Here is a 25,550-nt window from a genome sequence, read left to right on the forward strand (position 1 = left end):
TGCCATCATTCCCCCTTGCGCTTCTTTACCTTGGAAAACCAGCACTATGAGTTTGTGTTTCATTACACAACAGATCCATCCTGATGCCGTAACCTGTCTGAACGAGGCCGGCATCACGACCCGTTATGCCACGGAACCCTCGATGGAGGCGGTGATTCGCGAAATCGGCGACGCGGATGCAGTGATTACGCGCGATCTGGGACTGAGCGAAGAGGCGCTGCGCGCCGCGCCGAAGCTGAAAATCATTTCCTGTCACGGCTCCGGTACCAACCGGATCGCCAAGGCTGCCGCCGCGGAACGGGGCGTTCTGGTGACGAATGCACCTAATACCAACAGTCGGTCCGTTGCGGAAATGACGATCGGGCTTCTGCTGGCGGTCATGCGGCGTCTGTGCGAGGCGGATCGTGCCGTGCGGGAGGGGAACTGGGCGTTTCGTTATACAAATAACGGCACGGAACTGCACGGACGGACGATCGGGCTCGTGGGGTTCGGCGCCATTGCCCGGCATGTCGCACAGGTTGCGGGGCACGGGTTGGGAATGCATGTCGTGGCGTGGTCTCCGAGCGTTCCGGCCGAAGTGTTTGAGGCCGCGGGTGTAGAGCGGGCGGAGAGCCTTGAAGATCTTCTGGGCGTCTCGGATGTGCTGTCACTGCATCGTCCGGCGCAGGGGAGCGGTCAGCCCACGATTGACGCTCAGGCGCTGTCCCGCCTGAAGAAAGGCGCGGTTCTGATCAATACCAGCCGTGGCGGGGAAGTGGATGGTCCTGCGTTGGCGAAGGCTCTGGAGACGGGGCATGTTGGCGGAGCGGGGCTGGATGTAATGTCACCCGAGCCCCCGCTGGCGAATGATCCGTTGCTGCGGGCGCCGAATGTGGTTCTGACGCCGCATATCGGCGCGACGACGGAACAGGCCTTGCGCCGTATGGCGATGCTGTGTGCGTCGCAGGTTCAGGACGCACTTGCGGGGCGTGTGCCGCCGCACCGTCTCTGAAGAGTTGAGTTCCGCGCCCTTCCGTTTCGGGAAGGGGGCGGAAGACGCTCAGAGAGCGCCGAGGCCGCCGCCGCCCGGTGTCATGAGGACGAGAACATCGTTCGCTTCCAGAACCTGAAGGCCTTTGCCTGCAAGCTTCCGGCCTGAGGCGGTTTCGACCCTACCTGCCGCGCCGTCCTGTCCGCCGAGTGCGCCACGTGCCGGATGATCGACGCGGTCAAATGCGGCCAGCAGCTCGAAGGGCTGTTTCTGGGTGGTGCCGATCTTCATAATCTGCCCGTCGCCGCCCTTTGTCTGGCCCAGACCGCCGCTATTTTCGCGCAGTTCTTTTTCCCAGAAAATGAGCGGGCACTGGATTTCCGCAATTTCAATCGGGGTGCCATGCACGCCGGATGGAAAGGCCGTGGCGGACAGGCCGTTCAGGCCGGGCCGGGCCCCGGTGCCGCCATTGGTCGTGATGGCGAGCGCGTAGGTCTGGGACGTGGTTGCTCCTTTGGGGAACCACTGTCCGCGCACGGCAATGTTCCACAGGCAGGATGTTCCTTCTGCCGGAACGCGCTCGGGCAGGGGCGTGCGGAGGCATCCGAACACCATGTCCGGCAGCATCTGTCCGATGACATGCCGCGACGAAACGGGGGCCGGGCGCTGGGCGTTCAGGACGGAACCTTCTGGTGCCTCGACGTGATAGGGAGCCAGTGAGCCTGCGTTGTTGGGGACATCCGGCGAGATCGCGCAGGCCAGCCCGAAGACCGTATAGGCGCGCGTATAGGCCATCGGGACGTTGATCCCGCGCCCGACAGCCGGCGGGGATCCGTCATAGCTGACGCTGACGCGTCCCTCTTCGACTGTGAGCTTTGCCTTGAGCGTGAGCGGGGCATTGTAGCCGTCGATGGTCATTTCATGGGACCATGTGCCCTGCGGAAGACCTGCTATTTTGTCGAGGACGGCCTGGCGGGAGCGTTCGATGATGAAATCAGCCAGCGGTTCGAGGCTGTCGAGATGGAACTCGTCCATCATGTCGCACAGGGCGCGGACGCCGACATCATTGCAGGCTGCCAGAGAGTAGGTATCGCCTTCCGTATCCACCGGCAGGCGCGTATTGGCGCGGATCATGGCCATCAACGTCTCGTTGACTTGTCCCTGATCAATCAGCTTGAGCATCGGGATCGAGAGGCCTTCCATGAAGACGTCCGTTGCTTCCGGCCCGTTGCCCAGACCGCCGATATCCATCAGATGGCTGGTGCAGGAGAACAGTCCGACCAGACGGCCCTTGTGGAACGCCGGGGTCGTGATGACGAAGTCGTTGAGATGCCCCGTTCCCATCCACGGATCGTTCGTGATGTAGGCGTCGCCCTCTTTCATGGTCGAGATGGGGAAGTGACGCAGAAAATGGCCGACGGATTCCGCCATGGAATTGACGTGGCCGGGTGTGCCCGTCACGGCCTGCGCGATCATCCGGCCTTGCAGGTCGAAAATGCCGGCCGAGATGTCCTCGCATTCGCGGACGATGGGGCTGAAGGCGGTGCGGATCAGAACCTGCGCCTGTTCGCCGACCACGGCAATCAGGCGGTTCCACATGATCTGGAAGTCGATTTCCTTATGGGAGTGCGCGCTCATCAGACGGCGTCCTTCATGTCCAGAATGATGTTGCCGCTGCCGTCCAGATGGGCGGTGTAGCGGGAGGAAACGTAGGTCGTGGTTTCTTTTTCGGCGATCAGGGCCGGGCCGGGGACACGGCTGCCGGGTCCCATGTCCATCCGTTCGTAGACCGGGAGGGCGACATGCGTGCCGATCGCGCCGTCGAAAAGTTTCCGGATGTCGGCGGAGACTGCGTCATGCAGGGCCGGGGCGGCCTTGAATGGCGGGTATTTCCGCGGGGTGGTTGAGACGCTGACGGACCAGTTCAGGATTTCGACAGCGGCATGGGGGATGACGCGGGCAAACTGACGGGCATATTCCGCTTCGAAGGCGTCCCGCAGGGCCGAGAGATGGTCGCTGCTGATGGCGCCGTCGGGCAGCGTGACGATGATTTCGTGTCCCTGTCCCACATAGCGCATGAAGGCTGCGCGCCGGATGTGAAGCGTTTCCGTCCGGGCGTCGTCCTGCACCATACTGTGCGCGGCCTGCGTCATGTCGTCGAGTAGAGCCGAGACTTCCGCTGAATTGAAGCTGTCGTCCAGACGCATGGGGAAGGAACGAACCAATTCGAACGAGACGGGGGCGGCGAGGAAGCCCACGGCCGAGCCGACGCCTGCGTTCGAAGGAATGACGAGGCGCCGGATTCCAAGCTTTTCCGCGACGCGCGCGGCATGGAGCGGGGCCGCGCCGCCGAACGCGATCATGGTATGGTCGCCGATGACGGCGCCACGCTCGGCGGCATGGACGCGCGCCGCACTGGCCATGTTTTCGCACACGATTTCATAGACCGCATGGGCGGACATTTCCGCCGACAGCCCAAGCGGGGTGCCGATATCGGTCAGAAGCGCTTCGGCCGAGCGATCCGGCTGGAGCTGGATGCTGCCGCCCGCGAAATTCTCCGGGCGGATCAGGCCGAGCATCACGTCCGCGTCCGTGACGGCGGGGCGCTTGCCCCCCAGTCCGTAACAGGCGGGGCCTGGAACGGAAGATGCGCTTTCCGGCCCCACAACGACGCGCTTCATCGCATCCAGATGGGCGATGGAGCCGCCGCCCGCGCCGATTTCGACCATTTCGATCACGGGAATGCGCAGAGGCAGGCCGGAGCCTTTCATGAAGCGGGCCGTGCGGTCTACTTCAAAGAAACGGGAGGATGCGGGTTCGCCGTCTTCGATCAGGCAGACCTTGGCGGTTGTGCCGCCCATATCGAAGGACAGGACGCGGTTTTCGGCCAGACGCTCGGCGCATTGGGCGGCGAAAATCGCACCACCCGCCGGGCCGGATTCCACCAGGCGGACGGGGAACTGGCGCGCCGTTTCCAGCGCGGTCAGGCCGCCGCCGGAGGTGACGAGATAGAGCGCGCCCCCAAACCCCTTGGCGTCAAGGGCTTCCCGCAAGCGCCCCAGATAGCCCGCCATCAGGGGCTGGACATAGGCGTTCGCCACTGTGGTGGAGGTGCGTTCGTATTCCCGGATTTCGGGGCAGACGTCGCTTGAAATGGAGATGGTGATGTCCGGCATCGCCTCCTGAAGAAGCACCTGTACGCGCCGTTCATGGGCCGGATTGGCATAGGCATGGAGGAACGCTACCGCGATGCTCTCGACGCCAGCGTCGCGAAGCTGGGGCACGAGCGCCAGAACGGCGGCTTCATCCAGGGGAAGCTGGACGGTGCCGCGGGCGTCCATGCGTTCGGGAACGGTGAAGCGCAGGTCGCGGGGGACGAGCGGGCTGGGCTTTTGCAGCATCAGGTCATACTGGTTGAAGCGGCTTTCAGTGCCGATTTCCAGAATGTCGCGGAAGCCCTGCGTTCCTATGAGGGCCGTGCGGGCGCCCCGACGTTCGATGATGGCGTTTGTCGCAAGCGTCGTGCCATGCACGAAGACTGTCACGTCGGGAAAACGTAGTCCGGCATCTTCGATCACGAGGCCGATGCCGCTCATGACTCCTTCTTCGGGAGCAGCTGGCGTGGTGAGGACCTTGCGGGTCAGACGTCCCTGCGGTGTCTGGAGGACTACGTCCGTGAATGTGCCGCCGATATCAGCGGCGAGACGGATTTGTGAACTGTCGACCATGCCTGTGTTTTCCGTATCGGGTTAGAGTGCAATAGGATATCGGGAAGAGATGTTGGCTGACGGAGAGGACGAGCCATGAAAGTTGGAAAAGCCGGAAGCCGCGCGCCAGTAATGCCAGATGTTGCGGATATGGAACGGGCCTTCATCGTGTCGTCGTCGCATCTCGCCGTTCCGGGAAATGAGGATCTGAGCGAGTTCGAATTTGCCCTTACTGTCGTGAACCATGCGTTTCATCGCTGGATGGCGCGGGGGATGGCGGCGGCGGGTCTGCCGGATCTCTCGGCGCTCGACACGCTCATCCTGCACAGTGTCAATCACAGGAACCGGGAGAAAAGCATCTCGGATCTGATGTTCACCCTGAATCTGTCCGAGAGGCATTACCTCAACTACGCGATGAAGAAGCTCGACGAACACGCGCTGATCCAGCGTGAGCGCCGGGGCAAGGAGGTTTTTGTCAGCACGACACAGAAAGGGCGCGACGTCTGCCTCGAATATGCTCGTCTTCGTCGGATCTGCCTGCTGGAGCATATTCCCCAGAACCGGGAAGTCGGGGATGTCACGATTGCCGAGGTCGCCAAGGCGTTGCGTGTGCTGACGGGATTTTATGAACAGGCATCCCGCTCCGCCGCGTCTCTCTGAACGCGGCGTCTCAGCCATCAGGGTGAATCCGGAAGAGCACGTCGTGATAGCCCACGACGCCGCCATCCCCGACCAGTGCTGGGCCGAGTGTGCCGTCCGCTGTGGCCGTGACGGGCAGGCGGAGGGGGCCTGCCTCGACAAAACCTACTATCTCGCCGGAGCGAACCGGGTGGGTTTCGTCCAGGCCGTTTGAGCGGAACACGCCCATCTCGGGGCTGGGAACGGGCGTATCTTCCGCTTTTGCGGGGTAGGAAATAGGGGGCGTCTGTTCCGGATTGCTGGTCGGTGCGGGGGTCAATGTCAAGGCAAGCGCACCCGCCCCATTTTTCAGAGAGACATGACGGACGTCGTGACGTCTCATCCGGTCAACGAGTTCGGGCAGGTCGTTCAGAAGGTCTTCAAGAAAAGTCATGGTGCGGACTTTCGCATGAGGGCTTCGAGATAATGCACGCTGACACCGCCTTCGCGGACGCCGGGTTCGTTCATCAGGCGCAGATGTAGCGGTGTGGTGGTGGCGATGCCGGTGATCTGCATTTCCGAAAGGGCAGCATGCATGCGGTTGAGGGCATCCGTACGGTCCGTGCCGTGGACGATCAGCTTGGCGATGAGGGAGTCGTAATTCGGCGGCACGACATAGCCGTCATAGAGATGCGTATCGATACGGACGCCGGGGCCGCCGGGCGCACGCCAGCTTTGGACTTTTCCGGGGGCCGGGCGGAAGCTCTCGGGGTCTTCGGCGTTGATGCGGCACTCGATGGCGTGGCCTTGCGTGCGGATGTCGGCCTGGGTGAAGGAGAGGGGTTCTCCCATCGCGATCAAGAGCTGTTCGCGCACAATGTCGATGCCGGTCGTCATTTCCGTAACGGGGTGTTCGACCTGAAGCCGTGTGTTCATCTCGATGAAGGAAAATGCACCGTCTTCATACAGGAACTCGAATGTGCCTGCGCCGGTATAGCCCATCAGGGTGCAGGCGTTTGCACAGCGTTCGCCCAGTTCGGCGATGGCCAGCGGGTCGATGCCGGTGGCTGGGGCTTCTTCGACCAGTTTCTGGTGACGGCGCTGGATGGAGCAGTCCCGCGCGCCGAGCCAGACGGCATTGCCCTGCCGGTCGGCGAGAACCTGAATTTCGATATGGCGGGGATGCTGGAGGAAGCGTTCGGCATAGACCGACGGATTGCCGAAGGCGCGTCCTGCTTCTTCACGGGCCGTTTCGATAGCGTCGCGGAGGTCTGCTGCGGTCATCACCACGCGCATGCCGCGCCCGCCACCGCCGCCCGCCGCCTTGACGATCAGCGGGTAGCCAATGGCGTCGCAGATCGTCTGGGCTTCGGACAGGTCGGTCGGCAGGGCGTCTTCCGTACCGGGCAGGCATGGGACGCCCGAGCGGCGCATCTGCTGTTTGGCACTGATTTTGTCGCCCATTAGCCGCATGATAGCGGCAGTGGGGCCTGCCAGCGTACGACCTGACTGTTCCACCGCTTCGGCAAAATCAGCGTTTTCGGACAGGAAGCCGTAGCCGGGATGGATGATGTCGGCATTTGTCAGTTCGGCGGCGCGCAGGATGCGGGCAGCGTCCAGATAGCTGCCGGATGCCGCTGCCGGGCCGATGCAGATCGTTTCGTCCACCAGGCGCAGATGTGCGAGGCTGGCATCGGCTTCGGAATGGATGCCGATGCTGTGCAGGCCGAGCAGGCGGCAGGCGCGCGTAATGCGCAAGGCGATTTCACCGCGATTGGCGATCAGGACACGACGGGGGACGGACACCGCGGGCTCACGCATCGAGTGGCTCCACGGTAAAGAGCGGCGTTCCGGGGGAAACAGCGTCTGCATTCGCGGCCAGCACGGTGACGATCCGGCAGGGGAATTCGGCCTCGATGCGGGAGAGCGTTTTCATGACTTCGAGAATATAAAGCGGCTGTCCTTCCGCTACGATGTCGCCAGCTTTGACGAAGGGCGGCGCATCCGGTGCCGGAGAGGCGTAGAACTGGCCGTGCATGGGGGCGTCGATTGTTGTTTCGGCTTTGGGCGGCGTGGAGGCTTTTTCGGGGACGGGAAGCGTAGCGGCTGCGGCCGCCGGGGCCTGACTCGTCGACACTGGGCTGTTGTCCTGTTCCCCGCGGACCAGGCGGATATGTTCGCCGTCGCGGGAATAGTCGAGTTCGGTAATGCCCAGCGCCTGCATCCGGGCCATCAGGGCATCAAGGGTCTTGAGATCGGGGATCATGGGACGGTCTGTCTTCCGGTCTGCTTCAGGTCAGGGCGCGCAGGGCAATGCCGGCAGCTTCGAAGCCCGCGCGGACCTTGCGCGCGACGTCCACGGATTCCGCGTTGTCGCCATGGACGCAGATCGTATCGATGCGTGTCGGCAGCATTTTGCCGGAGATGGTCTCAATGGCGCCGTTCTGAACCATTCTGACCGCGCGGGCGGCTGCGAAATCGGCGTCATGCAAGACCGCTCCCGGTTCCTTGCGCGACACGAGATGCCCGTCTTCCGTATAGGCGCGGTCCGCGAAAATTTCCGAGAACACGGTCAGGCCCCGCTCGCGTCCGATGCGGTCCAGATGGCTCAGGGCGATGGCCATGATGGGGAGGTTCGGATCAACAGCCTTGACCGCATTGACGATGGCTTCGGCAACGGCGGGATCGCGTTCGGTCAGGTTACCCAGCGCGCCATGGGTTTTCATGTAGGTCATGCGGTGGCCGGAATAGGTGGCGAGGGCCTGGGCCGCGCCCATCTGGTAGGCCACGATCCGTTCGATCTGGGCGGGTGTGAAGGGCATGACGCGGCGTCCGAAGCCCCACAGGTCCGGGAAGCCGGGATGGGAACCCACGGAGACGCCTTTTTCGCGTGCGATGCGGAAGGTCTCGGCCATGACTTCCGGGTCGCCGCCGTGAAAGCCGCAGGCGACGTTGGCGGAGGTCACGATGTCCAGCATCGCGCTGTCATTGCCCATTGTGTAATGGCCGAAGCTCTCGCCCAGATCGGCGTTCAGGTCGATGGTTTTGGCGGTCATGGTGTCAGAACTCCCGGACATGGAAAAACAGGGCCGTGAAAACAGGATGGGGCATCAGAAAACGAGCTGTGTGCGGAGTGTGGCGATTTCGGTAGCAAGCCGGCTCAACTCCGCAGCTTCCCGCCGGATGATCTGCACCGCGTCATCGCGCGTGATGGTTTCGAAATGGACAGGTGTGCCGACGACTGTCTGGGACAGCAGGCGCAGGTCCGGCGCAATGACGGTGGCGATCTTGGGATAGCCGCCGCAGGTATTGGCATCCATCATCTGGATGATCGGCTGGCCCGCGGGCGGCACCTGAACGGTTCCGGGAAGGATGCCGTGGGAAAACAGGCTGAGCGGCCGTGAGAGTTTCAGAACGTTCTGCCCTTCGAGCCGATAGCCCATGCGGTTTGCGCTGGGGGTCAGGGTCCAGGCTGCGGAGTGGAAGGTTTGCAGGCTTTCGGGCGTGAAGACGTCGTGTTCGGCGGCAGGCAGGACGCGGATCCGGGTGCCGTCTGCCGGGGGAAGCGGGCAGGGGCGCGTGAGGCCGTAGCCTGCGGCGGGCAGGCGCAGTGTGGAGGCTGCGAGGCAGGAGAGGCGGTCGCCTTTCTGAAGGGCGCGCCCCTCAAGGCCGCCGAAGCCGCCTTTGAGATCCGTCGAACGCGCGCCCAGAACCGGGGGCATGTCCAGACCGCCCCGGAGCGTCAGATAGGCGCGGGCGCCCTGTTCCGGCGCGCGGAGCGTCAGAGTCTGGCCGGGTCTGGCGGTGATGGCCCAGTCGCGTGGGAGTTTCAGGTCGTCCAGCGTGGCGGGGCAGGCGGCACCGGTGGCGGCAAAGGATGTCTCGGCGTGAAAGCGTACGCGGAAAGGGAAGAACACGATCTCGATCCCGGCGGCGTCCACCGGATTGTCGAGAAGCAGGTTGCCGTGGCTCAGGGCCAGACGGTCCATGGCGCCGCCCTGCGCCACGCCCATGGCCATGGCGTGAGGACGGCCGAAATCCTGAATGGTGTTGAGGGAGGAGCCGGTCAGGATTTCGATCATGAGGCCCTCACAAAACGGACGGTGTCGCCCAGGCGCAGCAGGCCGGGCTCGGGACGGAAGGCGTCGAACAGGCACAGATCCGTCCGGCCGAGGATATGCCAGCCCGATGGCGAGGTGCAGGGCATCATGCCTGCGTGGCCGCCGCCGATGACCACAGCCCCTTCCTCTACCCGCAGACGCGGGGAGTCGCGGCGGGGGATGGCCAGACGCGGGTCCAGTCCGGTCAGGTACACGAAACCCGCCATGGCGCCGATGGCGGCGACGCTGTAGCGACTGGCCATGTGGGCGTCGATGGTTTCCTCTTCCGTCAGGTTGGCGAAGCGGGCGACGAGCGCCAGATCTTCACCGAATTCACCGCCATAGACGACCGGCACCACGATTTCGCGGGACGGCACCTCTTCGGCAGAGGCCTGTGTCCAGACGGTCCGGAGCAGCTCTTCCATGACGGAAGGGTCAGTCTGTACGGCGTCGAACGTGACGAGAAGGTTATTGACGCCGGGGATTGTCTGCAGGACGTCCGGCCGGGGGTTGAGCGCGCGGCTGGTGGCCCAGATGCGGCGCTGTGTCGTGTCGCTGAACGGGCCGTCGGCGGCGTCCAGCAGGAGGCCGCCCGCGCCTGCCATGTGGATACGGGTCATGCGGTTTGATCCGGTTGGGAACGGCCATGGAATGGCCGACGGGGAAGGAGGGCAGCGGCTAGCGCGCCGCACAGGATGATGACGCCCGTGATGTAGAAAACGCCGTGGAAATTGCCGGTGGCCTGAAGCAGGTACCCCGTCATGACCGGGGCCAGAATGCCGAGACCGTTGGAGAAGGTCAGGGTCAGGCCGGTCGCGGAACCGAGGACTTCATCTTCCACAAGCAGGTCCGCCAGAAGGGCCATGTTGGCTCCCGTGCCGCCTGCCATGAAAGCCATGGAGACGGCGAGGAGCGGAATGATGGTCGTGGCCGTTTCGCAGAGCGGTAGAAACCCCATGGAAGAGGCTAGAACGAGATACAGGCACACGACCCTGCGCCGTCCTCCCAGAGAAAGGTTAGATCCGCGAACGAGCGTTTCGCCAACCTTTCCTGCCGTGATCGAGAGAATGGCCGCGCCGACATAGCAGTAGGCTGTGTACGCTCCAGACTGGGCGGTGCCGAGATGCAGGGTCTGGCGCATGATGATTGGCAGCCAGGACATCAGCAGGAAGTTGGCGTAATTGGCGCAGCACTGCGCGATTACGATGCCCCAGAAAGCCGAGGAGCGGAACAGGGTCGGCACCGAAATCAGGGAAAAGGATGAGGCCTGTGTGCCGCGTGCCGGGCGCGGATGGGTCAGGAGCCAGACCACGGACCAGACTAGGCCCAGTGCGCCGAGCAGCGAAAACGCTGGGCGCCAGCCATAATGGGCAATCAGCCAGCCGCCCGATGCGGCACCGCAGGCCAGCCCGATGGGGATGCCACCGATAAAGGCAGTCATCATCAGGCCGCGTTCGTGTAGGGGAGCCCACGCACGGACGACTTTGTTGCCGAGTGCGAAGGTGGGGGCTTCTCCGATGCCTAGCAGGATCCGCGTGGCGATGAAGGCTGGGACGGTGGCGGTCAGGCTGCCCAGGATCATGGCGAGCGACCACAGGGCTACGGCGGCCGCGCCGATGATCCTTACGCCGAAGCGGTCCAGAAGGATCGCGCTGGGCAGGTTGAGGATGAAATAGGACCAGAGGAAGCTGGAGAGAACCCAGCCGGTTTCCCCTGGTGTGAGGGCGAATTCATGGGCGATCTGGGGCATGCCTACGGACAGGGCGGCCCGGTCTCCGTAGCAGATCACGCACATGGCGATGGTGAGGGCGTATATGACGAACCGGAAAGGCCGGCGATCTTCTGGAACTGTCTGCAAGAAATGCGCCTCTTTCCGGTGGATCTTAGTCGGTCTTTTTTGCAAAAATCTTAGAAAGTCAGACCGGTCTGGATATAGTACATGCCGCCGTTGAAGCCGTAAGGCGAGTAGTAGGCGTATTTGTATTCGTTGAAGAGTGGTGCTGCGGTCGCCTTGGGGACGCGGGTCGGATATTTGTTGCCGAGATTGTTTGCGCCTACCGTGACGCTCCATTTCGGCAGGATCTTGTAGCTGACGGACATGTTGGTCAGGAAGGCCGGGCGCTGTTCCATTGGAGCGGCGGTCGGACTGGCGAGGAAGATGATGGAGCCGTAGCGCTGTTCCTGCACCATGACGTTCCACTTGCCGTAGTTCCAGTTGACCGTGAGGTTTTCACGGTTCTTGGGCGCGGAGTGCAGAAGCATCTCTTCGGCATAAGTGTTGAACGTGGACAGGCCCATGTTTGCCAGAACGGTAGGTGTCTTGTTGCGGCTGCGAATTTCGTTGTCGGAGTAATTGAACGTGAAGTCGAAGCGGAACGTACCGGCGCGTTTGGTGTGCAGGGTGTAGTTGGTGTCGATGTCTCCACCGAAGGTCTGGGTATTGACGGGGTTGGTGTAATAAGATGCGTAGGTCACGTTATTCAGGCCGGATGCGGCAAGAATGTCGGCAACACCTGAACCACCGAGGGTTGTTGTGCTGGCCAGACGGTCGTTGATCGCGATGTAGTAAAGATTGCCTGTGACGTTCCAGTCCTTGAGGGGGCTGGCATCGATGCCGATGGTGTAGTTGCGGGAATATTCACCCTTGATATGACCTGCTCCAAGCGCCTTTGCGGCGGCGCTGCTGTTGGGAAGCTGGTCCACTGCGTAGTTGGCAAAGGGTGCATTATAGAAATAATAGGTCTGGCCCAGTGTGGGCGGGCGGTAGCCGGTATTGATGCTGGCGCGGATGGCCCAGTGTTTATTGAAGTTGTAGCGGGTTCCGATCGAGCCGGTGGTTACAGTGGCGAGATGACTGTAGCTCGTCGCACGGCCACCCAGGGACCATTCCCATTTTTTGGTGACGTAGAAATCGAGATTGACGTTGCCGTCATAGATGTCACGTCCGCGATTGGTTACGGCCAGCGGGACGTTACCAGCATGATCGGTTGCGCCTAAGCCGGTCCAGGAGGCTTCTTCGCCTCCCGTCATCTGGAAGGTGTCACGCCGGTATTCTCCGCCAAAACGCAGGGCGATCGGCTTGGGTAGCCATGAGGTGTGGAAGAAGCGTGATCCGCGCAGGCCTGTGGAAAGCTGGGACGTGATGGTCTTGCCATCATAGAAGTCGCGCGGGCTGGCGTCACCCAGAGATATGTTGTTGCTGTCGAGGGTGGAATAGGCCTGATCGTCACGTCCGTAATTGACGTAGGCGTCCCAGGCGAAACCGAATTTATGGGCCTTGATACCGTTATCTGTTTCGAAATCGTACTGATCCATCCCGATATAGGGCTGCGCGCCATTGGGCCAGAGATTGATGTTCGTCAGGCTGTTTCCGGCGCTGCGGTAAGTCTCGGCAACATGAGCCTTGCGATGGCTGAAGGTCGAAGTGCTGTAGAGGCTCAGGTTTTCGTTCAGCGGGATCGCCATGTTTTCGCTGATGGTTTCCAGCGTCGATTTCGGAATTCCGAGGCCGCGCTGCACATCGCGGCTTGCTGTTTCGTTGCGGGAATCGCCGACCGGATAGAGCTGTCCAACAAAAAGGCCGCTGCGATTGGTGGGAAGCTGATGGGTGACCTGCGCTGCCAGATCGAGATAGCCTCCGTTTTTGCCTAGTGCTGTGGCCCAGTCCGCGTAACCGTTCAGCGCCTGTCCGTCACCGGCATAGAAGCCGCTGTTCTGGAAATTGATGGAGCCGCCATGGGTGCGCTGCTTGAGGACGATATTGACGGCGCCTGCTAGCGCATCCTGACCATAAAGGGCAGATGCACCTTCGGTAATGACTTCGATATGATCGATCGCCGAAATCGGGATCAGGGAGATGTCGGTGGGTTCGGTGCCCCAGTTCGGACCGGCATTGGCGTTGAAATTTGCGCCGATATGGCGGCGATGTCCGTTAACGAGGATTAGCGTGTCATCGGCGGACTGGCCGCGAAGCTGCATGGTCTGGATAAAGCCACTGTTTCCGACGCCGGATTGTGGCGGGGACGTAATGGATGCCGAGGCCTGGGCGAGGGCCTGCATGACATTGGTCTGTCCTGTAGCCAGAAGCTGGCTGCCGGACACAACCGTAACCTGTGTGGTGCCGTGAACCGGGGTGGACGGGTTCATCACGGACTGGCCGGTGGAAGCCGTCCCGGTGACGCGCATCTCTTCCGGATCCGATCTCGAAATGATGGATGTCCTGCGAGGGGATGGTCTGGCAGGCGACGCGATGACGCGTGCAGAGGAATTCACGACCCGTCGGTGCGGTTTGTGCGCGGACTGTGCCTGTGTCGTCGCTTTGGCGGAGGCGGCCTGTGCGGGCGGACAGAACGGCACGAGCGAGCTCAGGGCCGCGCCACACATCAGGAAAGCCTTAGGTCCAAAACACTTGCTCATGGGCATCCCCTTTTCCGGCCTGTATGCGGCTGGTCATCCGAATATATGCTTTTCATGAGCAAATCACACATATAACGGAACGACAACTAAAATGTTTTTCTCAAGGAACAGATTTTTCTTATCTGCTGAATTGTGCGGGAAACAGATTGTTTCGATCCTATGCTCGCTGGCTGCAGGGACGCGGGCAGTGCTTGAATGGACAAAAAAAATGAGCAAAAGTTTTAACGAGAGAAAATTTTTGTGTCTGTCGAGTCATGATTCCCGAACTCAGAACATTTGTCGTTGCTGCCCGGACGGAGAGTTTTGCCGCAACAGCCAAGGCGATCGGGGTGACGCAGTCGGCGATCAGCGCCCAGATCCGGCGGCTTGAAGAAGAGCTCGGCTACGATCTTTTCGAACGCACGGGCCGGTCCGTAACGCTGACGGCGGCGGGGAGCCTCATCCTGTGTCAGGTGGACGATATCCTCTCGTCTTTCGAGGCGTTACGGGGGGCTGCACGGCTCAGGCCAGGGGCCGAACTACTGCGGGTGGGCGCCATTTCAACTGTGCAGACCAGCCTGCTCGCTCCGGCCATTGCAGGCTTGCATCTTGAACTCCCGGATCTGAAAGTGCGGATTGTTCCGGGGATTTCCATGGGGCTGCTCGATCGTTTGGATGCGGGTGAACTCGATGCCGCGTTGATCGTGCGACCGCCTTTCGGGTTGATGCCGTACATGCAGTGGCACCCTGTCGTGCAGCAGGATTATGTCATGGTCGTTCCTGCGCATGTCGAAGGGGCGGACTGGCGGCGGATCCTCGAGGAACAGCCATTCATTCGTTATGATAGCCGTTCATTTGGAGGACGTACGCTCGATCGGTTCCTCAGAACGCAGGGCATTGCTCCGCATGAGGTCATCGAGACTGAAGAACTTCACACGATCCTGCAAATGGTTGCCAATAATATGGGGTGCTCGATTGTGCCCTATATCTTCGCGGTCAGCGTTGTGCCGAATATCCGCATTCTACCGCTGGGAGATCAGAAGATCGGGCGGGAAGTGGGGGTCATGACCCTGCGTGGCAGAATGACCGAGGGGTGCAAAGTCCTGATCCGGCATCTGGATGAGGCGTCCCGAAGCAATATCCCCCCTCAGTCACGCATATCCTGAAAGGCCTTCAGGCTGTGGCGCGCCACAGAAGTACCGGGTCATCCTCGCTTCCGCTCTTCTGAAAGCCGGTCCCGAAGGGCGTGGACAGAGCAGCAAATTTTTCCAGAATTTTCCGCCCTTCTTCTCCGTGGGCCAGAGAGGGCACCCCGCGCCTGTGGGCCGCCTGACCCAGACCAAGCGTGACCGGATGGATCTCCAGACTTTGTAGTTTTCCGTTGTGATAGGTGCCGATCGGCATGATGGTCTCCCAGAAGCGTGTCTCGGCTGGAAAACCTTTCGCGTCGTTGTTGCTGCGGGCCTTGTAGAGCTGATGGGGCGTCAGGTCGGGACTTACGCGGTTCGCCATATAGGATTCGATCGGGAGGCGCTCTACGAGCTCATTCTGCCCTATGAAGTTGCCCAGGCTGTAAAAGATCGGTTTGCCGTTATGGATTTCGAGGCCCCGCAACAGATGTGGTCCATGACAGGCAACAATATCCGCACCGACATCGATCGCCTGACGGGCTGCTGTGACGAGGAAATCCGCCGGAATTTCCACGTCCAGTTCTCCGCTGGCGTTATAGCCGCTTTCATGCGCGTGAATGCTCAGAATGACCGTATCGGAAACCATTCGTGCTTCTGCGATCCAGCGATGCAGGGCCTGCGTGTCCGTCGGGTTGGGGGTGGTGGTGACTTTCGTTTCCTGACCGACCTGAAAGTTCAGGTTTTCAAAGGCGAGAACTCCGTCTGGGGCGGGAAAGGCAAAACCAAGCTGGATTTTGTCGTCTTTGACGCGCTGCAATCCCAATTTCCGGTAGATTTCCCTCAGGGATGTCATCTCATTGGCGGAAACGTGGTGCATCGTGCTGTAGCGTAACGGGTTGATGCCGGGACGTCCTTGCATCACGCTCGTCTGCATGGCTGCTTCCTGTCCTCTGGCGAAGGTGGAAGTGCAGGACAGCATGGAGACCGTACCTGTAGGATGTGTAAAATATGTTGGGCGTCTGGCATCTTCCAGATGAAGGCCGATCCCGGCGTGACGCAGATTCCGGCGGTTGAGTTCGTCCAGTGTTTTGCGCAGGCCTGAGATGCTGTAATCCAGCGAGTGGTTGGTTGCTGCCGCAAAAAGGTCGAAACCTGCCTCTTTCAGTTCGTCCAGAACCCGGGATGAGGCGCCAAAATGCGTACCTCCCATATCGAGGGCTGGATCGCCAATGAAGTCATTGGGGACGAGTTCAAGATTGGTGAACGAAACGTCGCAAGCGCGGATCATGTCGAAAAGGGGCGACAGTCCCGGGTCAGTGCGGCTGTTGAGTTGCCGAAAGAGAATACTGTCACCCGTCAGGCAGATCTTCATCAGGCGGTCCGGAAAATTAGTTGAAAAATTGGTGCTTTGAGAAAAGCATTTCTGTGCCGGTATGGTTATCGAAGATGCATAATGTGTCCAGTTTCAAGAGACTTTTTCCAGTGATGGTTTTCCCATTTTCACGATAAGGAAAAACCGTTCTTCTCGAGAATAAGGGTAAAACTATTGGCTCTTAGGAGGCAGGAAGAGGCTTCTGCAGAATTTCGAGTAGGCGGTTGAATAGTCTGAGACGCGGCGAGTTCCGCTGGATCAGAAAGCCCAGATTTCGGCAGGGAGCAGAGGCTGGGAGCGGGATTTTTTTCAGATGGACGCCTGCGGGCCACGGACGTGCCCAGTCAGGGACAAGCGAGACACCTGTTCCTTGACTGACGATGATGGCAATGGCGTCCAGTGAGTCGAGTTCAAGGCGTTCATGGGGCCAGATTCCTGATTTGCGCAGATATTCGTCAGCGAGGCGCCCGCCCCATTGCATCCGGTCATAGCGGATCAGAGGATGGTTTCGGAGAATTTCGTGGGGGTCCGTTTCCCGAATGGCTTCCGGGGCCAGCACGACCAAAGGCTCGGACCGGAGTGTCTGCCAGACCAGAGTTTTTGGAATTTCAAAAGGTGGCTCTACGATGAACGCTGCGTCGATATTGCCGTCCAGAACCGCATTATGCAGCCCGGATGAGGAACCGGGGGTAATATGCAGTTCGATTTCGGGGAAACATTCGAAAAAGCGTTTCAGATAGGGGGGGAGGAGGCCGTTCGCCGCGCTTGATATCGCGCCGATCCTCAGTGTCCCGACGGGTTTGTCACTCGCGGCAATGGCGCACAGATCCCGGACGCTCGTGAGGATCGCGCGACTCTGTTCGATGATGGCCAGACCCTGTTCCGTTGGGCGGACGTTACGCCCGTCGCGCTGGACGATTGGGCAGCCTATTTCGTCTTCGAGGGTGCGGATCCGTTGGGCGACGCTGGCAGGGGTAAGGCGGAGCTGGCGTGCCGCCCCCGCAAGCGACCCCTGTTCGATGACGATCAGGAAACTTTCGAGGAAGCGGGTGTCCATGACTGGATCTCCGAAGGGTCTGTTGGGGCAGTCGGAAGGCGACCGGATCGCACAGCATAACGCAGCGAAAGATATCAGACATCGGATTTACCTTCTTCTGAAGTCATATATTCGCATGATTGTTACGACAGCGAATATGATATCAGCGGATTTTTCCAGAAAAGTCATGGTGCAGTCATGGTTAATCCGTTTCATCTCGCATTTCCTGTCAATGATCTTGCAGCCGCCCGGACCTTTTACGGAACTGTTCTCGGATGCACCGAGGGGCGGAGTACGGAAGCCTGGATCGATTTTGATCTATACGGGCACCAGATTGTCACACATCTGATCCCCGATGCCTGTCGCGGTCGCGGTGAAGGAGGTGCGGGGGCCGTAGACGGACATAACGTGCCTATCCCTCATTTCGGCGTTGTTCTGGACATGGAAGACTGGAAGGCTCTGGCGGAGCGTGTTCGCAGTCATGGCATTCCTTTTGGAATGGAACCTCAGATCCGTTTTGAGGGATTGCCGGGCGAGCAGGCGACGATGTTTTTCTGCGATCCGGCAGGGAATGCGCTGGAATTCAAAGCTTTTGCCAACATGCAGCAGCTTTTCGCCAAGCAGTAAAGGAGTGCTCATGTCCTGTTTCAGCCAGGCCGAAGCAGACCGTATGACGGGGCCTGTGGCGGATGTCGATCTCGGGTGCCATCTTTTCCGTCGTCTGCATGAGATCGGTTTTGACGGCCGTGGCATGACGCGGCCGTCTTACGGACGGGAAGAAAATCTCGCCCATGCCCTGTTCATGGAGGTGGCAGCGCAATACGGATTGGAGGTGCGTCGTGATTGGGCTTCCAATCTTTATCTGACGCTTCCCGGCCGCGACCGGACCCTTTCAGTCGTCATGACGGGGTCGCATCTCGATACTGTTCCATGTGGCGGAAATTTTGATGGGGCGGCGGGTGCCGTGGCCGGTCTTCTGGTGCTCTGCGCCTGGGCGAAAGCGGGTTTTCGGCCTGAGCGGGACACGACGCTGATCGTGACACGCGCGGAAGAAAGTGTGTGGTTTCCACTGTCCTATTTGGGAAGCCGAACGGCTTTCGGACTGCTTGAGTCTTCCGCGCTCGAAACCCCGCGAAGCGACGATGGTTTGAGCCTGCGGTATCATATGCAGGACTGCGGCGCCAGTCCCGATCTGTGCGGAAAGGCGCCGGTTCTGGATGCCGCGAAAATCGACTGTTTCGTCGAACTGCATATCGAGCAGGGGCCTGTTCTCCTGGAAGCGGATGTTCCGGTGGGGATCGTGACCGGGATTTGCGGTAGCACGCGGTATCGCTCGGCCGTCATTCATGGGCAGTATGCCCATTCCGGGGCGACGCCGCGTTGTTTCCGTTCAGATGCGGTGATGGCCGGAGCCAGCATGATGACTGCTCTGCATGATGCCTGGATAAAAGCGGAAGCTCAGGGAGAAGAGATGACCCTGACGTTCGGCGTCTGCCGGACCGACGAGACACAGGCGAATTTTGCGGCGGTTGCCGGAAGGTTGGAGCTTGTGATTGATATCCGTTCCCGGGATGAAGCGCTTCTCGAACGGATGAATGGACTGGTCATCGAACAGGCGCTTCGTGTTGAACGGGACCATCATGTTCGGGTGGAACTGGGACCAAGGACCCGCAGTGCGCCCGCCGTGATGGACGCGGCGTTGCAGGCCGACGCAAGGACTCTGGCAGCGTCGCTGGATATTCCTTTCGTTTCGATGGCAAGCGGTGCCGGACATGATGCGGCGACATTTGCCATGCAGGGTGTGCCTACGGAAATGCTGTTTGTGCGCAACCGCAATGGAAGCCATAACCCGGATGAAAGCATGGAGATGGATGATTTCATGCAGGGGGTGCGCCTGCTGGAACACCTTCTGCGCAAACGGGCAGGATCTGAGACCTGAATGACGGAGCTTTTCAGGCCCATCATTCAGGATCGTATGGGAAGGGTTACGAGGTCGAATTCCGTAACATCTTATGACCCTTCCCTGCGCTGACAATGTGCAGTTCGGCGCATGTAGCCGCTTGGGGGCAGGGTCACGCCCGATCAGTTTGAGTAGCAGTTTCCAGACTTTTTTGCGTGTTTCCGGCAGGGTGAAGTTCACCACGTCCTGGCAGCCGTTGAGCACCACTAGGACAGTGGCATCCAGCTCCGTCTCTTTGTCTCCGGTGGACCAGCCCAATCATGAAATCGGACTGTCCTGATAGTGGGTGATGCCGTCGCTCTGTGTGTATCCGCATTTATTACTCTGTATGCGGTGGAGACCATGGGCCGGATTGCGTTGGATTTAATATGTCGCGCGGAGTTTTGCGGCGATGCGTCGAGAGGGGCTCTTTTCTGACAGGAATTCTTCGGATCAGTCGTCCATGAAGACAGCTTCACCTACGCTGGGCTCGTCATAGATTCTGAGAAAGAAAACGCTGAGTCCTGATAGGACCAACAGTATATTTTCCGCCAGAAGCAGCAGGGTGAGACTGCCGGCCGCGACGATTTGTCCTGCGATCCATGGGGAGACAGCAAGCCCCAGACCTGCGAGAAGATTGATTTCGGCGACGATCTCTCCATTTCTGTCCTGTTTTCCGGCAGTTGCGAAAATGAAGGGAACGACAAAGGTCCAGGCGAATTTGAAGCCGATGAGTCCCGTGACATAGGCTTGGCCGAGAGGAACGGTCAGCGCCAGAAGTGCTCCGATCAGAAGAGCGTAACCCACGATAAGGGCTCTGCCTGTCCTGCGCGATACCGGACCGGTTTTGCGTCCACCGTACCAGGCGGCCAGCGCCGATCCGACAACGCCGGAGAACGCCGCCACAGAAAGCAGGATGCCTCCGTGCAGGGAGGAAATCCCCACCCGTTGTCCTAATGCGCCCGAGAAGGTCCAGATGCCGCTCAGTCCCATATAGAATAGCAGAACCGCTGCCCGCCGCAGGGCTACGGGAAAGGGATGTCCCTGTCCTTTATTGGTTTTTAGGGATGCTGTCGTCTGCCGGCTGTTCATGCCGTTGTCGAGCAGGTGTGTCATGAAGGCGGCCAGTAGGAAAAGGCCTGTGATACAGATGAAATAGACGCTGACGCCCCAGTGCATGAAAAGAGGGGGCAGAATGGCGAGCCCGATGACTCCCGTTACGCATTGTCCGAGAATATAAAACCCATAGGCCCGTCCGGCCTCGGGATGGCGGTTCGCGCTACTCATTGCGACGATACCCAGCATTGCGCTGGCGGACGCGCCGGTCAGTCGGATCAGCAGCAGGAGGTTCCACCATAGCGATGACCCTTGATGCAGGAGCATGACAGCACAGAGATTGGCCAGAACCACGATGACAATGGCTGCCCGGACGATCATGTGCCAGGACAGGCGTGGCAGGAGCCATTGTCCCGCCAGTCCTGCGATGCAGTATCCGGCGAACTCCATGGAAAAAAATAACCCGACCTGTTGTGCGCTCAGTGTCAGTTGCGTCATCAACTGGGTGGCGATCACGGGCGCACAGAGCAGGCTGGCATTGGCCAGCCCCGCGAAGATCGCGATCGCAATAATGCTCTGTACCGCGCGTGACGGGGAAATCGCTGACATCCTGCTCCCCCTCCGCTCAGAAATTCGCCGTGACATCAAAGCCGACATTGGCCGGAGGCGCCACGACGTCGTGAATATAGTTTCCTGATGGCAGGGCGAAGAAGGTATTGAATTTCGAGAGGACGATATAACGGTTCAGGACGTTGTTGCCGTACAGTGACGCTGACCAGCGCCGGCCGCGATACATCACCTTCAGGTCGAGCTGGTTCCAGGATGGGATGTGCAGAATAGGGTCTGCAGAGGTCGCATTCGTCCCGACATAGGTGCTGTTGACCCATCGGAAGTTCGCCTGAAACATCAGGCTCTGGGTTTTACTCAGCGGGAGCGTGTAGGCGCCGCGGATATTGGCGGTCCAGTCCGGTGTGCTGGGAAGAGCCGAGCCGGTGCGGACCACGGCAGCCCTGCCCGATCCCGGATGGATCACGTAGTCGAGAAAGCGGCTGGGTGTGTAAGCCGCGTTCGCGTCGACGTCGAAACGCGGTGTGATGTGCCAGTCGAGATTGGCCTCGAAGCCGGTGATACGGCTGGCACCTGCATTCGTGATGGCATTGGAGGTGATGCCGTTGCGTACGACCGTGGAATCCACCTGCTGGTTGTGAAGCTCGGTGTCAAACCCTGCAAGCTCGACGAGGATTTTCTTGTTGAGCTGGGATTTGATCCCCATTTCGTATGTGTCGGTGGTTTCGGGCAGGACAGGTGAAACGTCGCTCGGGATAACGGGCGCCTTCTGGTAGCTCCCGGATTTGTATCCCTGTGCGTAGCGCAGATAGACGGACGACGACGGCGCCAGATCGTAGCGCAGCGTTGCTGACGGCAGAGCCCTGTTCCAGCGTCGCTCACTGAGGGCGGGTGTGTTGAAGGAGCCGCCCCATGAGGACAGGCTGGAGAGTGGTGCAGACAGGACGTTATTGGCCGGAATAACGTAGCGTTCCAGCCCCGAGGCACTGGTGTCTTCCCACAGATACCGGATGCCTGCCGTCAGATGCAGGCGAGGCGTGATCGCATAGGCCAGTTCACCGTAGCCGCTGTAACCCGTGCGGCGCAGGGAGACGATCTGTGAGTTCCAGATCCCGGAATAGAGCGAATGCTGGGTGCCGTCGGGGGAATCTAGATCGGACAGCATATAGAATCTGTTTGTGTATTCCCGATCCTTGTAGGCCGTGAAGCCTGCGTTCCAGGTCAGGCGCCGTTGTCCAACGGACTCGATCCGGAATTCCTGCATCTTGGACTGCTGTTCGGAATAGATGTCTTGCAGATTGTTTTGGAGGCGAGAGTCGCCCACGAAGTCCAGCGGAACGTCGGAACGTGACTCCCGCCAGGATGTGATGGTCGAAAGCTTGACATAAGGGAGTGTATAGCTGGCGATGAAGGCCGCACCGTAATTGACGCTGTTCGCCTGATAGGCCAGATCGCCGTTGACGGTATAGCAGTGACAGCTATCCAGCGGACCGGCGCCATTCTGGTTGCCGTTGTCGCGGTGATAGTCGCCGACAAGACGAAATTCGAGTCTCTGGGTTGGTTTGTAACGCAGGTCGGTCCGGAAGCCGCCCTTCTGTTCGATGCCCGTATAACGGTTGAGTTTGATATGCGATCCGTAAAGGGCAAGAAGGTCCTGATTGGGGAAATACGGATCGGTCAGGGGGAATTTGGATTTGCCGTTGTTCTTGATATAGCCGTCAGATCGGCTGTAATCAGCGATGATGGAGCCATACAGGTTCCGGGCGATGCGACCGCTGAGATAAAGCTGGCTGGTCAGGGTGGCGAAGCTGTCCAACCCGACGCGTGCGCGCCTGACAGTATGTTCTCCCGGGGGTGTCGTCACGATGCTGACGACACCTGCTTCGGCATTGCGTGCGAACTGGGTGTTCTGTGGCCCTTTGTAGATGTCGACTCGCTCGGGGTCCATGAATCCCACGTCGAAATCGAGTGCGGGCATATAGACGCCATCGACGTAGATGCCGGTAGCAGGCTCGAGCTGGGCATTGGTGCCGACGCCGCGGATGACGAGCTGAGTGGATTCCTGCGACGGCGAGAGCTTGCTGGTCGTCATGTACAGGCCGGGCGTCATGCCCAGAAGATCAGTGGTCTTTGTGACATTGAGCTGACGCAGTTCCGCGCCGGAATAGGTTGAGACTGACTGCGCGACGTGCAGCAGTTGATGTCTGCGATTCTGGCCGCTGACATGGATTTCCTCGGGTCGGGAAGCCGTCATCGGAACAGGGCTTTTGACTGAGGTTTTCACTGAGCTCCGTTCGACGTTCCGATGGGGGATGGGTTGCGTGGAGCGGCTGTTTTTGTGACGGGGCGAAGCCGCTTCCGCCGCATAGGCGTCATGTTGCGATATAGCAACAAAAGCGAGCAGCGTCGCACGAAAAGAAGCGGAACCAAGAAGGGTCCGCAGAGGTCTGCTGTGCTGTGATCTGTCGTTGGACATCATGGATCCGCCTTTCTTTAAAGTCGCGACGGCGCGGCCGCCTCCCGGGCTTGTGTCTGATAGGTCAGCATTCAGTATATTCTTGCGTATTGTCGGCAGAGTTCTGCCGGGTTCCAGCTTTCTGTTTTGTGGATCTCGCAGATCTTCGCGGTGCGAATTCCATCCACGAGAACGGGGTCGAACCATTCGGTTACGGTCTTGTTCCCGATGAATGCGTCCAGCGCCTCCTGAAGGGAGGCCGGCAGGCGCGTAATGCCCATCCCGAGCCGCTCTGCATCCGTCAGCGCCTCCGGATCGCCATGGAGTAGGGGAGGGGTGGGGCGCTGCTGGCGAAGACCCTCAAGACCCGCGCGCACAAGGACGCCCAGAGCCCAGTAGGGGCTGGATGTGCTGTCGGTCGGCCGGAACTCGATGTTGAAAGCCTTTGCGGGATCCGCTCCCGGCGGCATCGGACAGATGCGCAGAGCCGCTTCACGGTTCAGGGCGCCGAAGCTCGCATAGGCCGAACTCCAGTGATGCGGCAGCAGGCGCATGTAGGATACGGCCGTAGGAGCGCAGAAGACCATGAGCGCATGCATCTGCTTCACGATGCCAGCGACAAAGTGGCCGCATGCCTTCGACACGCCGCCTGGAGCAGCCGGGTCATGGGTAACGGGTTGAAGCGTGTCCCGGTCGAGGAACGAGAAATGGATATGCAGCCCGTTTCCGACGCTTTCCGGGGTCAGTTTCGGCGTGAAGGTGGCGCGGTATCCCTGCAGGCGTGCCGCTTCTCGGATGACTTCACGGGTCAGGACGGCCTTGTCAGCCGCTTCAAGAGCAGGGCGGGGCGGGAAAGCCATTTCGAACTGGTCTGCGCCATATTCGGGGAGGACGATTTCGGGCGCGTTGCCGATATCGGTCAGGGCATCCGTCAGCGTTCGGCAAAAACCGTCCGCCCGACGCATGGCTTGCATGGAAAAAGCCGGCGCGGCGTCCCAAGATGCGCCGGTGATCTGGAATTCCATCTCGAATGTGGCTTGCAGGATCAGGCCGAATTCCGTTTTCAGCTCCTCCAGCGCGGCTTTGAGGAAAGAGCGACCGCAACCGTACCAAGGCGCCCCTGTAAGCGTCGTGATGTCACACAACATGCCTGTAAATCCGCCTTCTCCCAGACGGCGTGTATAAAACTCCGTGTCCGGATCAGGACTGAGCCGCAGGTCGCCGGTGCAGCCCCAGGGATTATCGGCGGCGATGTCGTCGAAGGGGGTGAGGCCTAGATTCGCCGGAACCCAGCCGCAGCCTTTCTGCATGGCTCGAGCACGCGCAGGCAGGGGAAAGAAGCGGCCACGGGTGATGCCGATCAGATCGTTGGTGAGGAGTGCCCCCAGTGTTGTGGTGTCGTGATCTTCATGCATGGCTGGAGATCTCCCGCATTCTGCGCAGCACGTTTTCGGTATCGGTGAGTGTGCAGTAACCGCCAAAGGCTGACAGGGCTGCTGCATGCCGTTCAGCGGAATAGGTTGAACACGCATCTTCAGGCAGAAGGACACGATAACCTCGGTCCGCCGCGTCCCGGACAGCCATGTCGACGCACTGGTCGGTGAGCTGACCGGCGATGATCAGATGATCAGTCCCGAGGTTCCTCAGGATGTAATCGATGTTGGTGGAGTTGAAGACGCCCGAGGACGTCTTCGGCAGGACGATTTCGTCCCGGCAGGGAGCAAGTTCGGGGATGATGTCTCCGTCCGGATCGTCCGGGGCGATGTGGATGGGAGTCAGCTTGTGATCCAGAGAGCGGTCCCGTCCGTCCGAACGTAGGCTTCTGATGATGGTATGCAGGACGTCGATACCCAACGCACGGGCTGTTCGTAGCAGTCGCACCTGATTGGGAACCGCAACGTGGGTATTGCGCACCGTGAAATAGTCTTCCGCCGCGCCCGTGGGCGAGCGCATCCAGACAGTCTGCATGTCGACCAGAAGAAGCGTGGTGCGTCCTGGCTGAAATCTTGAGTCCCGCGGAGTCATAAGCCTCTGTCTGTCCCTGTTAGGCTGTTCATAAGGAAAGCATCGCTTGCGGATCAATCCGGAGTCAAGACAATTCCAATATGGACATATATTCGAATAATGTAGACTATCTTACAAAACGCCGCTGCCACATCGTTCCGCTCGAGTCTGGAGCGGAAGCTGGAGCGGCATGCAGGGGGA

21 protein-coding genes are annotated in these 25,550 nt (G+C 60.1%); 5 read left to right on the plus strand and 16 right to left on the minus strand.

All coding sequences use genetic code 11. From position 1 onward, the window contains the following. Positions 1–46 precede the first annotated feature (46 nt). Positions 47–991: a hydroxyacid dehydrogenase gene (locus tag GKA01_RS08210; protein ID WP_146861317.1), complete on the plus strand. Its 945-nt coding sequence runs from the start codon at positions 47–49 to the stop codon at positions 989–991. Between the two features lie 48 nt (positions 992–1,039). On the opposite strand, the gene GKA01_RS08215 is transcribed toward GKA01_RS08210, so the two are convergent. Continuing rightward, on the minus strand, positions 1,040–2,608 hold the full coding sequence (locus tag GKA01_RS08215) for a hydantoinase B/oxoprolinase family protein (RefSeq protein ID WP_146861320.1): 1,569 nt from the start codon (positions 2,606–2,608) through the stop codon (positions 1,040–1,042). Further along, positions 2,608–4,698 (minus strand): hydantoinase/oxoprolinase family protein, encoded by a 2,091-nt coding sequence (locus GKA01_RS08220; protein WP_146861323.1) that lies wholly within the window; start codon positions 4,696–4,698, stop codon positions 2,608–2,610. Before GKA01_RS08220 ends, GKA01_RS08215 begins: the two co-directional genes overlap by 1 nt. 75 nt (positions 4,699–4,773) lie before the next feature. Here GKA01_RS08220 and GKA01_RS08225 point away from each other — a divergent pair, with 75 nt between their 5' ends. Continuing rightward, positions 4,774–5,337 carry a winged helix DNA-binding protein gene (locus tag GKA01_RS08225; protein ID WP_146861326.1) on the plus strand — a complete coding sequence of 188 codons (564 nt, stop codon included), beginning with the start codon at positions 4,774–4,776 and terminating at the stop codon, positions 5,335–5,337. A 10-nt stretch (positions 5,338–5,347) separates the two neighbouring features. On the opposite strand, the gene GKA01_RS08230 is transcribed toward GKA01_RS08225, so the two are convergent. From GKA01_RS08230 to GKA01_RS08265, 8 genes are read right to left on the minus strand one after another with little or no spacing between them, the layout of a single operon-like run. Continuing rightward, positions 5,348–5,749 (minus strand): hypothetical protein, encoded by a 402-nt coding sequence (locus tag GKA01_RS08230; RefSeq protein WP_146861329.1) that lies wholly within the window; start codon positions 5,747–5,749, stop codon positions 5,348–5,350. Then, the gene (gene accC, locus GKA01_RS08235) at positions 5,746–7,116 is read right to left on the minus strand and encodes an acetyl-CoA carboxylase biotin carboxylase subunit (RefSeq protein WP_146861332.1); all 1,371 of its coding nucleotides are present in this window, start codon (positions 7,114–7,116) and stop codon (positions 5,746–5,748) included. The genes GKA01_RS08230 and accC overlap by 4 nt, the downstream gene beginning before the upstream one ends. Next, positions 7,109–7,561 carry an acetyl-CoA carboxylase biotin carboxyl carrier protein gene (locus GKA01_RS08240; protein ID WP_146861335.1) on the minus strand — a complete coding sequence of 151 codons (453 nt, stop codon included), beginning with the start codon at positions 7,559–7,561 and terminating at the stop codon, positions 7,109–7,111. Before GKA01_RS08240 ends, accC begins: the two co-directional genes overlap by 8 nt. 25 nt (positions 7,562–7,586) lie before the next feature. After that, positions 7,587–8,351 (minus strand): LamB/YcsF family protein, encoded by a 765-nt coding sequence (locus GKA01_RS08245; protein ID WP_146861338.1) that lies wholly within the window; start codon positions 8,349–8,351, stop codon positions 7,587–7,589. A gap of 54 nt (positions 8,352–8,405) precedes the next feature. Next, entirely contained in the window at positions 8,406–9,377 is a 972-nt protein-coding gene (locus tag GKA01_RS08250; protein ID WP_146861341.1) for a 5-oxoprolinase subunit C family protein, read from the minus strand. Then, positions 9,374–10,015, minus strand: a complete 642-nt coding sequence (gene pxpB / locus GKA01_RS08255; RefSeq protein ID WP_146861344.1) for a 5-oxoprolinase subunit PxpB — start codon at positions 10,013–10,015, stop codon at positions 9,374–9,376. Before pxpB ends, GKA01_RS08250 begins: the two co-directional genes overlap by 4 nt. Then, the gene (locus GKA01_RS08260; RefSeq protein ID WP_146861347.1) at positions 10,012–11,253 is read right to left on the minus strand and encodes an MFS transporter; all 1,242 of its coding nucleotides are present in this window, start codon (positions 11,251–11,253) and stop codon (positions 10,012–10,014) included. The genes pxpB and GKA01_RS08260 overlap by 4 nt, the downstream gene beginning before the upstream one ends. A gap of 50 nt (positions 11,254–11,303) precedes the next feature. Further along, a complete protein-coding gene (locus tag GKA01_RS08265) occupies positions 11,304–13,778 on the minus strand; it encodes a TonB-dependent receptor plug domain-containing protein (protein ID WP_408870558.1) in 2,475 nt (824 codons plus the stop codon). A 287-nt stretch (positions 13,779–14,065) separates the two neighbouring features. Between GKA01_RS08265 and GKA01_RS08270 the strand changes: the two genes are divergently transcribed. After that, a complete protein-coding gene (locus GKA01_RS08270) occupies positions 14,066–14,956 on the plus strand; it encodes a LysR family transcriptional regulator (protein ID WP_141353836.1) in 891 nt (296 codons plus the stop codon). 7 nt (positions 14,957–14,963) lie between these two features. Here the strand turns inward: GKA01_RS08270 and GKA01_RS08275 are convergent, their stop codons facing one another. Next, complete coding sequence (locus GKA01_RS08275) at positions 14,964–16,292, minus strand: CapA family protein (RefSeq protein WP_146861350.1); 1,329 nt, start codon at positions 16,290–16,292, stop codon at positions 14,964–14,966. Between the two features lie 181 nt (positions 16,293–16,473). Beyond that, positions 16,474–17,349 (minus strand): LysR family transcriptional regulator, encoded by an 876-nt coding sequence (locus GKA01_RS08280; RefSeq protein ID WP_146861353.1) that lies wholly within the window; start codon positions 17,347–17,349, stop codon positions 16,474–16,476. A 177-nt stretch (positions 17,350–17,526) separates the two neighbouring features. On the opposite strand from GKA01_RS08280, the gene GKA01_RS08285 reads away from it, so the two are divergent. Further along, positions 17,527–17,955 (plus strand): VOC family protein, encoded by a 429-nt coding sequence (locus GKA01_RS08285; protein ID WP_146861356.1) that lies wholly within the window; start codon positions 17,527–17,529, stop codon positions 17,953–17,955. 10 nt (positions 17,956–17,965) lie between these two features. Beyond that, a complete protein-coding gene (locus tag GKA01_RS08290) occupies positions 17,966–19,267 on the plus strand; it encodes a Zn-dependent hydrolase (protein WP_194265865.1) in 1,302 nt (433 codons plus the stop codon). A 453-nt stretch (positions 19,268–19,720) separates the two neighbouring features. Here GKA01_RS08290 and GKA01_RS08295 read toward each other — a convergent pair whose 3' ends face one another. From GKA01_RS08295 to GKA01_RS08310, 4 genes are all read right to left on the minus strand, one after another. Then, a complete protein-coding gene (locus GKA01_RS08295) occupies positions 19,721–20,932 on the minus strand; it encodes an MFS transporter (RefSeq protein ID WP_167506337.1) in 1,212 nt (403 codons plus the stop codon). Between the two features lie 16 nt (positions 20,933–20,948). Beyond that, positions 20,949–23,144 (minus strand): TonB-dependent receptor, encoded by a 2,196-nt coding sequence (locus GKA01_RS08300; RefSeq protein ID WP_167506338.1) that lies wholly within the window; start codon positions 23,142–23,144, stop codon positions 20,949–20,951. A 293-nt stretch (positions 23,145–23,437) separates the two neighbouring features. Further along, positions 23,438–24,760, minus strand: a complete 1,323-nt coding sequence (locus GKA01_RS08305) for a type I glutamate--ammonia ligase (RefSeq protein ID WP_167506339.1) — start codon at positions 24,758–24,760, stop codon at positions 23,438–23,440. Continuing rightward, complete coding sequence (locus GKA01_RS08310; RefSeq protein ID WP_146861368.1) at positions 24,753–25,370, minus strand: cysteine hydrolase family protein; 618 nt, start codon at positions 25,368–25,370, stop codon at positions 24,753–24,755. Before GKA01_RS08310 ends, GKA01_RS08305 begins: the two co-directional genes overlap by 8 nt. Between the last annotated feature and the right edge of the window lie 180 nt (positions 25,371–25,550).

The organism is Gluconobacter kanchanaburiensis NBRC 103587 (assembly GCF_007988905.1).
GTDB classification, from domain to species: Bacteria; Pseudomonadota; Alphaproteobacteria; order Acetobacterales; family Acetobacteraceae; genus Gluconobacter; species Gluconobacter kanchanaburiensis.